The 13,791-nt window shown below is 50.9% G+C and carries 8 protein-coding genes; all 8 read right to left on the bottom strand.

The features are described from left to right. Positions 1-158 precede the first annotated feature (158 nt). Positions 159-3,278, bottom strand: coding sequence for a hypothetical protein (locus LLG96_04650; protein MCE5249493.1), 3,120 nt, complete (start codon positions 3,276-3,278; stop codon positions 159-161). Further along, entirely contained in the window at positions 3,275-6,199 is a 2,925-nt protein-coding gene (locus LLG96_04645; protein MCE5249492.1) for a T9SS type A sorting domain-containing protein, read from the bottom strand. The genes LLG96_04650 and LLG96_04645 overlap by 4 nt, the downstream gene beginning before the upstream one ends. A gap of 92 nt (positions 6,200-6,291) precedes the next feature. Further along, on the bottom strand, positions 6,292-7,329 hold the full coding sequence (locus LLG96_04640) for a PorV/PorQ family protein (GenBank protein ID MCE5249491.1): 1,038 nt from the start codon (positions 7,327-7,329) through the stop codon (positions 6,292-6,294). Positions 7,330-7,339: 10 nt separating this feature from the next. Continuing rightward, positions 7,340-11,260: a type IX secretion system sortase PorU gene (porU, locus tag LLG96_04635; GenBank protein MCE5249490.1), complete on the bottom strand. Its 3,921-nt coding sequence runs from the start codon at positions 11,258-11,260 to the stop codon at positions 7,340-7,342. A 352-nt stretch (positions 11,261-11,612) separates the two neighbouring features. Next, positions 11,613-11,777 carry a Trm112 family protein gene (locus LLG96_04630; protein MCE5249489.1) on the bottom strand — a complete coding sequence of 55 codons (165 nt, stop codon included), beginning with the start codon at positions 11,775-11,777 and terminating at the stop codon, positions 11,613-11,615. A 3-nt stretch (positions 11,778-11,780) separates the two neighbouring features. Beyond that, positions 11,781-12,224, bottom strand: a complete 444-nt coding sequence (locus tag LLG96_04625) for an acyl-CoA thioesterase (GenBank protein ID MCE5249488.1) — start codon at positions 12,222-12,224, stop codon at positions 11,781-11,783. A gap of 54 nt (positions 12,225-12,278) precedes the next feature. Further along, complete coding sequence (locus LLG96_04620; protein ID MCE5249487.1) at positions 12,279-13,238, bottom strand: acetyl-CoA carboxylase carboxyltransferase subunit alpha; 960 nt, start codon at positions 13,236-13,238, stop codon at positions 12,279-12,281. A gap of 144 nt (positions 13,239-13,382) precedes the next feature. Then, positions 13,383-13,791: 7-carboxy-7-deazaguanine synthase (locus LLG96_04615; GenBank protein ID MCE5249486.1), on the bottom strand; the 409-nt coding region annotated here is incomplete at its 5' end.

The following is a 13,791-nucleotide window of genomic DNA, read 5'->3' as shown; positions in this document are numbered from 1 at the left end:
TGTTATGACTTTATACCAGTTTGCTTTTGAAGAATCACTTTTTTACCAATATATGACCCCTGCCTTCGGCATCTCCCTCTCTGGCATGGTATTCAATGGGATCGGGATTGAATACTGCATAATCGATGGTGCATATTTACGTACCGGAATAATACATATCAAAAAAATCCGAACAGGACGTTAAAATAGAATTTCCATGGCTTCTGATCGTCTTTTTTCCAGTATTCCGCCGAGGTTTCTTCATCGAATACCCTGTTCCATGTGTCATCGGGACCATACGCGGCGGAAAACTGGATCATGGTCGGGAAATTATAGAACGACAGCGCGTCGAGCCGCAGTTCCACTCCGGCATCGCGGACGAAGCCGTCCGTTGACCAGTTGAGGTCCTGCTTGTTCCATGCCCTTCCGGCATCGGCAAATATGCCGCCGTACAGATGATTGAAATACCAAACGAAAACCTTTTTCCTCATGTCGTACAGTATAGGAAAACGGTAGAGTGCCTGAGCCATGACCGTTTTTCTCCCGCTGAGGCTGTAGAATGTATACCCTCTCATCTGGAGAGGACCGCCAAGCTGCGACTCGTAGAACGGATCGACATACCGGTCGATGAGATTGAGCTGGCCCCGCATCTGGAACGTATGTTTTTGCGTACCCGGCACCGGGATTCTTTCCGTCCAGTTAATATATAACTGGTTGTACGGGTATCGTTTATATTTTTCCCGCAGGAAACCGACATACTCGAATTCATCGAGGAAGAAATTAACGAAACGGTCATACCGTACCTGCACCTTTCTGCCTCCACGGGGATTGATGACTTCGTCCCGCGCCCGGATGAATCGGTCAAACGTATACGTGAGCGCGAAATCGAATCCCCGCGAATACGTGTAGTACGGTTTATGCACCGTTGCGCCGGTGAGATAATGGGTATATTCGAGACGGGCGTTGTACTGGCTGTAAATGAGCCTCGTGTCGAAATTGTGACGGTCTTTATAGTCGTAACGGAATCCGAAATCGACCTCGTTCAGATCGTATTTCCTCTTTTTGACGAAGGTTCCGTACTCTTCCATGAAGTTCTCGGTTTTATCGACACTTCTTGTGAGACGGTACATTTCGATGAAAACGGTGGGGACGAACCGTTTGTATTCGAAAAGCGCATAAATGTCGGTATCGCGGTTTTTCGGCGATATGGCGCCTCCGAACATGAACGTTCCCCGGTCGGCGACCTCGCTTTTAAGTGCGAAGATTCCAAGTTTCATGTTACCCCGGTCATTGACTACTCTCGGCATGAGCGAAAAATCCAGGGTTTTCATCCCGACCGGAGAAGAATCTCCGGCGTTGAAACTGATATATCCCGTATCGGGAGTATAATTTACCGGAAGATGAAACTGCTCCGGATCGTCAACAGGTATTCCCGCGGTCAGCGGCATGAGTCTGATTTCGTAACCATCGGAGCCGTAGGAGGAGAACGCAAGTGTTGTGTCTGCCGGCGAAGGTTCGGGCGAGAACGCGCCGCCGATAACATTGGTGATCCGTTTCACCGACCCGTCGGCGAGCTGCATGCGGTAGATATTCGGTATCCCCGTGACATCGGAAGAAAAGAGTATGTCTTTGCCGTCGCGGGTCCATGAGGGATCGCGGTCCTGGCCGTTCGAGCTGACGAGATAAGCGAAATCCGAACCGTCCGCATTTATCACGCCGATATTCACCTCCGCTTTCTGGTGAATGGTGAACACGATGCGCTTGCCGTCCGGCGACCACCGCGGGCGGTATATCCGGGTGCCGTCCTTATAGAATGTAAGCTGTGTCAGGGCGTTGTCACCGCGGTTCATGAGAAAAAGATTGTTGAGGCCGGAATCGTTTTTGACGAACACGATACAGCTCTTGTCGGGGGAAAGGTCGGGATAGGTCCCCCGGAGATTTTTGCTGATACGTTTTTCGGTTCCTTTTCTGGGGTCCTTCGTGTTGATGACATACCGGTACATGTCCCACCAGTGCGAGCCGTATTTGTCGGATGACGAGCGGCGGTTGAACATGATGTTCCATTCGTCGAGCCAGATAGGCGCGGACTGGATACCCCCGGCCAGAGCGATATCGAATGCGCCCAGAGCGGCGCTTTCCTGCTGTTCGATTTCCTTCGGGTCTTTTGATGATTTTTTCAGCTTATCCAGTTTTTCAAATAGCTTATTCTCGTCTTTTTTCTTGTCTTTCCAGTTCCAGCCGCCATCCGACAAGTTAGCAACATAACAGACCCTGATACCGTAATCCTGGCCTCTGTTTGAAACATACGCGAGCCGCGAGCCATCGGGCGACCATACGGGGAAAGCGTTGATGTATCCGCTCGTTCGGAACGGTGTGCCCTCGACCAGGTCGCCGAGCGAGTCACGAACCGCTTCGTAATGCTGTTTGAGGTATTCTTTCCATTCATCGTACAGTTCGTTCTTTGTCTTTCCGATAACGTTGCGGCAGGCACAGTCGAAGGTAAACGTTGCCGGTTTCCCCATTGCCCGCATGATTTCCGTAACTTTTTCGTCGCCGTACCGCTCGCTGATATATCGGACAAGGGCATACCCGTGATTGTAAACCATCTCGTTCTGGAGTCCGTTCCAGTTGAATATTCCCATTTCATCGATACCGAGCAGTTTATCGTTGAGAGCTGCCTGACGGACGATCATATCACGGTGGGTATCCCATCGGTCGTACCGTGCCTGACGGGCCTGGTGCTGCGCGACTCCTTCGGCGAGCCAGCCCGGCACATTGAAGGTGGGTATCGCGTACGAAATAAGAATGTTCGGATACCCCACGAGCACATCCTCACGTTTTTCTTCCTGGTAATCGATCTGCTGATAATACATCATCGGCATTCTTCGGGTGGTTTTCATGGACTGGTGCATGGAATATATATGGGTGAGCTCGTGGGTGACCACGTTCCATATCCAGTCGCTGTAGCTCCTCTGATCGTAATCGAGACTGGTTGCATATATCTCGATTTTATTATCGTAATAGTACGCGCCGCCGTTGGCGTAATCTTCATCGTCCTTGATGACGATGCTTATCTTCGAATTGACAGGCCCGTACATTTCCACGAGCTGTGCCTGTACACTTTCGGCGACTTCGAGCGCCCGATATGCGGTAAACTCCTGTCCCTCGGGATAATATGCGATGAAATGCGGCGATTCATACTGCCGCCACTTGAGGTTTGAGGGATTCTGCGGCCAGGCTGCCACGGCGAACAGGAGCATGAGGAAAAACGCCGGGAATGTTCTATACAATAGTCTCATTTCAGCACCCCCAGCTTGTACATGACCGTATTCGTCCGTGTCTTTATCCGCGCGATGTACAGCCCGCTCGCAAGGTTTGCGGCGTTCATCGACACCTCGTTGGGTACGCCGGGGACGATCTCGTTTTCTGCAAGGTAACATTCAAAGACTCTCCGTCCGTCCGCGGAGTACACCGATATGGTGCAATCGGTCGGTCCTGCGGGTGTAAACCTGAATGTTCCGACACCGCCGGTAACCGGATTGGGATAGCAGTAGAATTTAAACGCGGCGGTTGTCCGTATCTCAGATGGAATACGCGTATTGATGAGTGATGACGATAACGATGCTCCTCCGCTGTACATCGGCCAGACGAGCCGGCCTTCGGGTACGGAGGTCATGAGATCGGTAACTGTGAGCTCTCCGCTGCGGGTGATACAAGCGGCAGCGATGCTGTCCTGCGAGGCGCGCCTGAAAATTGCCGGCGATGAGACGACTTCGCCCGGAACCAGCCGGGGAAATCCCCTTGTCAGCAGCCCGGAACGGTCGAATGCCACCATACGGTTGTCGGAGGTCATGAATGCGATATCAACATCGCCGTCGCCGTCAAGGTCTGCGATAACCGGCTGGGATGTTATGATTTCATCGTCGTCGCCGGGAGGAAGACCGAGCGGGAAACGGTCGAGAGGCGCTCCCGATTTCCTGAATGCATACACATGATGGCGCGTATTCTGGAATATTTCGGGATAACCGTCATTGTCGATATCGGCGGCAACCGGAGCGCCGACCGGTGTATCGGAAAGATTTATCCTGCTGATGACGCCGTCGGGCTTCATGACGATAATCTCGTTCCCGGCGGCAAAAACGGTTTCATAGACATTATCACGGTCAATGTCGGCCATCACGAATCCTTCGGAGGCATGACCGGTTTCGATACGGTATCTGATGGTGAAACTCGATCCGGGCGATCCCGTATACAGATAGTATTTTCCTTCATTTTCCCCGATGAGCGAGATCGATTCGCCCGCCGATGCGATAAACCGCACATGTGTCGTGTCGGGAAGCTCCATCTCAAGCCGTGATCCCGTATCGGAAGCGTTGAGAGCGTACAGGGAGCTTTTCACCGTTCGGCCCTGTTCAGTTGTCCGGACAGCGCAGAGAATCCATGTGCCTGTTTCCGTTTGCATGACCGCCGTGTTCCCGTCTACAACAGGTGTTCCGTCAAGTCCATCGGATAGTGGGGGTGATATCGGTGAGCCGGTTAAAGCCTCGCCCTGTAAATCGTACATGAACAGCTCATTCCCCGCGGGAACGGCGAGGCGCGGTGGCCCGGTAGTACTGGATTGAAAAACCGCCGGATGGCCGGAAGCGGGGAAATCACCGGCAATGCTGCCGTCGCTCCGGACGACAAGCGCAGAATCGCCGCCCGATACGATGAGCTCATCAGCGCCGTTATTGTCAATATCTGCTGCGGTCACCAGCTTCGTGATGTTGCCGGTCCGGAGAGGAAACCCGGGAAGATGTTCGCTGAAACCGACCGATACGCGCATAATCTCGCCGGGATCGGAGAGCACCCGCACGGTGATTCCGCTCCAGCCGCCCCACATGCTGCCCGAGTCGGGATTGGTGACAGGGGAGAGCACATCGGGTCCATCGAGCTTGTAGGTATCGTCATCGTGCCCCTCGGAATACTCCGCCCGTTCGTCTCCAAAGCCGTACATCGCGCCGATATCCTGCCTGCCGTCCCCTTCGAGCAGGTCGATTCCGCGCCGCAGGGGATCGTCGTTTATCGCTCCCTGTGCCCGTTTTTCGCGGATGATGCGGTCATTGATATGCCAGATTAGTATTCCCGAGCCGGGGATGTATGCGTCATAATGATCGACCGAAAGCCAGACACCGGATGAATCGGTGTCGGAATATACCGCATGGGCAAGGGAGTCACGGCTTGCGAGGCGGAACCGGTTTTCGATGAGGAGGTATTCATCGCCGGAAAGGGGGATTTTAAGCGCCCTCGGAAGCCCGTTTGATATGTGGGTGGCTGCGATATCGAGCGTTGTATCCGAGGTGACTATGACCGGTTCGACCCAGCCGAGATCGATCTTCGACCAGATACAGGGGTGCGTCGGAATGAAACCGCGTGTCCGGTAACCCCATGACATCGCACCGGTATCCATGAGGCACCATCCGCCAGCCGCGGGCAGGCCGTCCTTGTTGTTCGAGAGCGAGGGCAGTCCGAGACGGTGCCCGAACATCTGAGCCATGATGCCGTTGAGGCCGCCGACTCCGGTTGTCGAGGTCGATTCGGGAACGATCAGTCCGTTATCGAGAGAAACACCATCGATATTGAGCGGAGCTCCCATGTAGGTTACGAAATCCTGACGGGATAAAAATGCCGAGGGAATATCGTTCAACCCTCCGGAAGTTTCCTGCCCCTGTCCGGCATGGATAATCATGAACGTATCGTAATCCGCAAAATTGATACGGCTGCCTTCGGTGTTTTTACACGTTTGCACCGCTTCACTGAACAGTTCGACGAGCTTCTCGTTCGTTTCATCCTTCGACCGTCCGTTGCCGTACTTGTAAAACTTCTTCGACATGGTGTACGCGCCATCGGCGGTCTTTGGCCAGATATCGAATGAAAGTGATACACGGTTTTCTGAGACTGTACGCCAGTAATTGTCGAGAGCCGTCAGATGATGGGCGAAATAGAGACTGTCATGCGGCGGGATATCCCATGGATGATAATAGCGTTCTCTGACCGCGGCGTCGGTGTAATAATTGTCCATGTCGAAGATTCCCCGGCCGGATGTTGTCTCGTGGTCGGGGTCCTCATAAGGGAAATCAACGCGTATGGCCAGTATCCTGTATTCATCTGCCCGGGCGGCATGAACAGCGCCCGTGAGGAGAACAACCGAAAGAATAGCGGAAATGAATATGTCTCTCAATAAAACAGTCTCCTGTACTCCTGAAAAAGCGATGTGAAAAATCCTACAACATATTTCAAAACCGGGCATGTAAAAAAGCTTTTTCACCGCCCTCAGAAATTGTATGCGAAGCTGAAGCGCATCGAATCCTGCATGGGATTATCACGGCCGGCGTAATAGGCGAGATCGACCAGAATTTTGTCCCAGGTGATACCGACACCGAACGTCGGGCTTTTCAGTTCTCCGTCCTTGTCGTACGTATATCCGGCGCGAAGAGCCATGAAGTTGTTGTAGACATATTCAGTCCCGACTTTGTAATCGATCTGTTCAAATTCATTGCTCTCGTCATACCAGCCTTTTACGAGCGCTTCAACAGGAGAACCGTTTCTTCTCACGAGCGGCTTGTAAATATCGGCAACGAATGACAGCTTGTTGAATTCATTGTGTATGGGGACATATGCCGCTCCGAAAATGAAATTGAGCGGTAGCGGATCGGCCTGAGTCACATCGATATAGGATATTTTCGGCCCCATGTTGTGAATGACCGCAGCGAGTGACAGGCCATCGACCGGTGTTTTGTACATCGCGCCGAAATCGAGGGCGAACGATGTTCCGATGCCTTTCCCTTTCTCGGCTTCCTGGCCTGCCTCGGCAAGCTTGGAATATATCGCCTTGAGCGTAAGCCCGAGCGACAGGTTGTCGGTCATGGTAGCGCCGTATGACCCGGAGGCAACGACCTCGAATGAATGAAATTTTCCTATGATATCGGAGGATACCGAGGATGTTCTGTTCTGCTCTCCGAGGTTGAAGTACACCACGTTGAACGCGAAATGTCCCCATCCTTCGGCATACTGTGAATAGCCCATGTATTCATAGTAAATGTCATCCGCCAGCGCGGGGAGCCAGTTGGTATGCATGAACTGGAGATTTTTCAGATTACGGTCCTGAAATGCCAGCCCCGCCGGATTGTAATAACCCGCCGAAGCATCGTCCGAGACCGCCGTATACGCTTCACCCATACCGGCCTGTTTCGCACCCGGCTCAATCAGGAGCAGGAGCACGGCGGCCTGGCTTTCGTTAGTTGCCTGAACTTGAGCGGCAAAACAGGAAACACAGACCGCGCAGAGAATGATTAATCGAATTACTTTCATTAAATTCCTCCTATCGCATGACAACAAGTTTCTCGATTTTGGACGATTTTCTACCATTACTGCTCCATACTGTCAGTTTGTAAAAGTAAACCCCGTTTGCGAGGCTGAATGAAGGTTTCCAGAATAAGGTGTTATAGCCGTAACCTGCCGAAAAAGCCAGCTCATCAACCTTTCTTCCCGATTGAGAATAGATATTGATTTTTGCGCTCCCTGCATCGTCGTTGAGATTAAAGGTAAATGTGGTGCCGTCGGAATTCATCGGATTCGGGTAGTTGAGCAGGTTTTCGATGACGATATCACCAGTTTCCGAACCCACCACATGTGCCTTGACCACTTTTTTCGAGATATTATTATAGGTATCGTATACGCTCAATTCAAAGGAATGTTCGCCGGGTGTGAGGACCGGCAGAGCGTATTCGACCTTTCCCGTGTTGTAGCCGTTTATATTCAGGAAACTGCCGGTAAGAACGATTATTTCCGAATTATCTGTCATGAGCGTAATGTTGTGACCTCTGTTTCCGTAAATATTGATTCCGGATTGATCCGAAATATTTGCTGCGAATTTCGGCTGACGGCCAATGTAGTCGCCGTCCTCGAAGCTTTTCCCGTCAAATATCAGTTTGATCTCCGGTCCCGATACATCCTCGGGAGCCGAAGGATAAAGGTCACCAATGAGGATGTTGTTGATGACTCCGGTTGCTTCACCTTCTCCTCCGGTTGCAAAAAAGTAAATCTTTGAGTCGTTACCGGTCGGCGCGATGTCTTTTGGGACTACGAGCGACGCCGAAAAACCGCTGCCGGAAATGGAAAGCTCACCGTTATAAAACTTATTGCCGGGCATCGTGTAATCGACCTTGATCCCCTTCGGCAGGGAATAGGTCGACCGAATTTTCGGTCCGAGGGCTTTTATATAGAGCGTTCCGTTGTATGTGACAGGTGCGGTGTTATCGGCAACATTTCCCGAGAGGTCGATTTTCTGGAGACGATATATCGAATCGACATCCGCAAGAGTAAATGTCAGCCGCGGTATCATGAGACGTGTCGCCGGGTCGCCTAAAAGGAGATATCTGTTTGCATTGCTGTCGTTGTAGTTCCGGGTTTTCCCGACCTTCAATCCATACCCGATACGGATATCGGGATTATTCGCATTGTCGAACAGATTCGAATAGAACGCCCTGTTCAGGCTGACATTGAGTGGATTGAACGTTTTCCTGGCCGATGCAATAACGGTGACGCAGCCGCCTTCCTTACGAAGATTGAGCATTTCCGCAAGAGAAACAGTATCGATGCGGTCGTAATGCGCAACCTCGCAGGAACCGATAAAGAATACACCCTGGCGATGACCGTTATTGAGTCTTTCTATGTCACGGGTGCCTTCGAGAATATGTTCGTGTGCGAGGAGGCCGACATTCCCGTGGCCGAGATAGTTCCACAGTATATATCCATCATTGATGGCTTCCAGAAGAACCTCGGTGGCGTCCGGTTTTCTGAGATTTTTAAGGGGATATTCGATTTCATAGATTTTTGTGCGGTCCAGGGAAACCGGAATGTACGAGCCGCTTTCTATGGCTTCCGTATCGTATGTGAACGATATTTCCTGCCCGAGTCCGCCGTCATGAAGCTCATCGTCCGCTATGAACAGGGCGCGATTATGCCACAGTCCCATTTCCGGGTTACGTTCGTATTCGATGATCTTATCGACAACGATTTTTGCTGATTCGAGGTCGGATACGCACAAACGCCCCGTCGCGAGATAGGGGATGGGAGTGGGTTCGAACCATGTATAAAAATCATCGGTGGAGGTACAGCCATGTTCGTCCACAACGAAAACGGACGGTATGAAATGTTTTCCCGTCTGGCCTTCGGTAAGATTCTTGTATTTCCATATGGTATCGCCGATTAAACAGCAGAATCGCACGTGCGGACTTGAATATTTCCATGCATAGTAGAGAAAATCACGGATCGAGACGGGATCGAAAACACCCCATGCGAACTCGTCGTAGATATCCTGAACATCGACCGTCATGGTTTTGAGCGGATCAATCCGTGAATCCCGTGCCCGCCAGGTTGCAAGACGCTGGGCTTCACTCAGAAACGTCTTGTGTGAGATGACGATATAATCGGATCCGTTCGTCTGATTACGGAGGCTGATGCGCGTGGATTCCTTTTTGGAAATTGAAGCCGGTTTCAGATACGACGATGCGGAAGTAACCATGAGCCTGGAACGCCTGCTTCCCGGCAGAGTCGTCTGGAAAGTGAGCGTTTTTGCCTGGCTGTCATAATTCTTATGTGTTATTTCAACAACCTCGTACGGATCGGTGGTGTCGAAAATGTCGATTGCCTGCTTTTCCGCGCGCGCCATGGTCATCTTGACCGGGGAGCCTGTGCCGGTCATGAAAAATTCGAAAGGAGTGTCCTGATATTCGAAACGTCTCGGATATTCCGCTTCAAGCCAGTCGAGGCGAATATATTCGTCCGGTTTTCCGGTTGTCCGTATGATTTTGAGGAGATTACCCGATGATTTCAGCATAGAGCTGATTCTGAAATCCGCTTTCAGAAAATCGCCGGTAAAGAAGGTGAAGTTGAAAGGTCCCTCGTCATTAATATAAATATTGACGCTATAGCCGAGTTTTACCGCCTGGTTTATGAAACCCACGCGGATATGCATCGAATCTCCGTTTGCTATGCCCGGAGCACTGAATGCATAACTTTTCGATGATGTGGATATATCGTCCCAGTACCATTCGGTGCCGGTCTCTTCAAAATCGGGCTTGTTTTCCTGCTCGATGTGAATCATCTCAGGGAAAACCGTCAGGGCTTCGATCGTGGATGAGGGTTCCTCGCCGGTAGTCCGTATTCTTTTGGGTGTCCCGGTATCGGAGACAGTTATCCAGTAAACATTCTCGGTCGAGTAGGGGTGATTCTGGAAAACGGGGGTTGAGTTATCGTCACCGGCAATAAAACGTGAAAGCGAGCTGCCGTAAAATATGAGCGAATCGTTCCTCCCGAAAATTCCATCGCCGTCGTCCTGTATCCTGATGGCGATTTCACGGAACGTGTCTGTATGGAGATTCCCCGGATTCCGGTCGAGGATTTTCCCTCCGCCGTAGTACATCCGGATATCATCCGTCTTTATAGTACCGACAGGGAATCCCGCCTGTGACAGTTCGATACCCGAAATTGTATAAATTCCGGTTTTTGTTACTTTAACACGGTACCAGTCGCCGGTTCCGAAGGGGTCGAAAACCTGGCTTTCGGCTTTTTTTGCACGGAAGAAACTTTCGGGAGTGGAAAAGACGGCCCTGTTGACGACGAAATCGGGAAGCACGGCAGCGAGAGCCTGTTTTTCTGCCGAAACCGGGCCGAAGGTTACGGTCACATCAAAACTGTCCGCAACAGCAGCTGTCAAAGCATGTGCATCGAACAGGACAGGTCTCAGAGTTAGCTCCCAGATGGTGAAACCATCACCGGTGGACTTCTCATAGAGATTCCAGAACGTTTCGGGACGGTAGCCGCTCATGGCGTACAGTCGGGAGTCCTCCCGGTAGATTTCGGTGCTGAATCCGGCATTGTCATCCCGGAGCACAGGCATCGGTGCAATCCTGATTCCCTCCCGTTCGGATACCTCGAGACCGGAGACATTCACAGCGGGGGCAATCCCGGCGGGTGCAGCGAAAAACACGGAGGTCGCGGGGAGCAGGGGAGCACCCTGCTCCGCATGAAACGAATGATCGTCATAGTTGAAAAGGTTATAGCTCTTCCCTTCGACATCGAGCGTATCGATCCGGGTACAGTGGGGACGATAGGCCAGAGACAAACCACGCTCATCGCTCGTGAGGATCCGCACATCGGCATGGGCTGATGATGCAAAAATCAGAACAAACGCCAGTGCTATCATGCGCTGCGGAATATGAGTAAAGAGGCAATCCATAAAACACCCTGCTCAAAAAAAAGGCGGAGAGTCGATCAACCCTCGCGCCTTTACAGCACATCCATATAAAAAAACATGGGCACGCTTAAGGATCACTCGCAAGGGTTACTATTGTATGTCAGCTCACGATTATCGATTATGTAGAGCCATGAAACCGGTATAAACTGCTGTGCACAATGATGAACCGCATCGATCATGTGATACACAATAACCGTATGATACATAATCGGTAACAGAATTACATATCAACCCTTAGCGAATGATTATAGGCTTACTCCCATGTAAAATCGTGTCCTCATGCATTGAATGTATCATAATATACAATAGTTTTATTGATAAGGTCAAGAAAAAATTAAAATTTCTGCGCCCGTTCCGGCAGCATGATAGGAATATCATCCTCGACAGGGTATTTAAGCCGTGATGCGTAACACACCAATACATTCTCTTTTTCGTCATATTCCAGTTTTTCTTTAGATACGGGACAGACGAGAATATCAAGAAGTTCTTTGTTGAACATAAATTACTCCCGTTTTTGAGCCCCGGTCGAATGATCCCATACTATAAGGAGTTTGTCGCGTACATTCTTCGGGGGTCTCATCGGACGGAGGTTGTCATCGACAAATGCGTGTTCGGTAAAGCCTGTCGCAACAATTTCGCCGTCTTTGTGAATTTTATAATCTATCCGTACCCGCACCCCGGGTTTATGCATCACGCTGCTTACAACAGTTAAGACGTCGTCATACAAAACCGGTTTCATATATTTTACTCCTGCCTCGACGAGGGGGAAATGAAATCCGGTTTTTTCAAGCTCGTTATAGGTCAGATCGTAACTTCTTAAAAGTTCCGTCCGTGCGACCTCGAACCATGTCAGATAGTGACTGTTATGGGCAATGCCGAGTTTATCGATTTCCGAATATCTTACACGTATTTGCGTATGGAACGGTTCGCCCGTAATCTTGTTCATTCCTGTGATTCCCGATAATCACCGGGGGAGAAACCGGCGTTGAGGTTCATAAAATCATTCCGACCAGCGGCCCATGAGCTTGAATTTACGTACTCTGTTCTGCACAAGCTCGTTTCCGGACAGTTTCATGAGTTCCAGGAGGTTTTTGTGTAGAACCGTTTTCAGATTCTTTGCCACCGTATCAGGATCGTTATGAGCGCCGCCGAGCGGTTCCGGGACGATAGCGTCAATTATTCCCAGTGGTTTCAGTTCGGTCGCGGTAAGCTTCAATGATTCGGAAAGTTTGTCTTTCTTTTCGGTGCTCCGCATGAGAATCATGGCGCATGACTCGGGCGCAATGACAGAATACCATGCATTTTCAAGCATGATGATCCTGTCGCCGACTCCGATACCGAGCGCGCCTCCCGAACCCCCTTCGCCGATAAGGGTGACGATAATAGGCACTTTCAGCCTGCTCATTTCCATAAGGTTGCGTGCAATGGCCTCGCCCTGGCCGTGCTCTTCGGCTTCGACCCCGGGAAAAGCGCCCGGTGTATCGACAAACGATATGACAGGCCGGTTGAATTTTTCGGCGAGTTTCATGATACGGAGGGCTTTACGGTATCCTTCGGGTTTGGACATTCCGAAATTACGGGCTATGCGGGACTCGTTGTCATTGCCTTTCTGCTGGCCGATAACTGCAACCGAAACATTCATGATCCGTGCGAAACCGGCGATCATCGAAGGATCCTCACCCGTGACACGGTCGCCGTGGAGCTCGGTGAAATCGCTCATCATCATCGTGATATAATCGAGGGTATGCGGCCGGTTCGGGTGCCGTGCAATCTGTACCCGCTGCCAGCTCGTCAGTTTCGCATAGATATCCTCGCAGAGACGGCGCTCCTGTTCTTCGAGACGGCTGATTTCCGTGGTCGCATAGTCGGGATCGTGTTCGGCCCATACCTGCATCTCATGTATCTGCTGGCGAATCCGTCTCAACGGTTCCTCGAAATCAAGCATATATCGATCGGGCACTGGATTCCTCCGTATCGTTCACGCCATATAATCGGCGAAAATTCCTGTTTTTACGTATTCCATAATATGAAACGATATTCATGAAAAAGCAAGCGGATATTCAATGTTAAAATCAGTAAGATAAGATATTTACTGAATATACGGTTATCTGCCGCGGGTTGATTCCGGCCAGATGTACTTGTGGAATTGCAGATTGATCCGTACTGAAACGCGCTCTGAAAGTATCCATTCGCACAGAAGCGCCGGGTCGAGTATACTCCATACCGGCGAAAACAGGATCGTACCGATCCGCAGAATTTCATGGCGGTCGAGAAAATCGAGGGCATACTCGAAATCGGTACGGTCGGCGAGCACGAACTTGAATTCATCGGAAGACCGTACGTATGCGAGATTGTTCGGATGGGTTTTTCCTTCTTCTCCGCTTCCCGGGCACTTGATGTCGATAATACGCCGCGCTTCCCTGTGCAGAGGCGAAGCATCGATCGTGCCGTTCGTTTCCACGCTGACCAGATATCCGAGCTCGATAAGTGTCCGGACAAGCCGGAAGGTATCA

The sequence above is a fragment of the bacterium genome (assembly GCA_021372535.1).
GTDB lineage: Bacteria > Latescibacterota > Latescibacteria > Latescibacterales > Latescibacteraceae > JAFGMP01.
The sequence above is the reverse complement of the archived record's forward strand: the minus strand, read 5'-3'. Positions and strand labels throughout refer to the sequence as shown.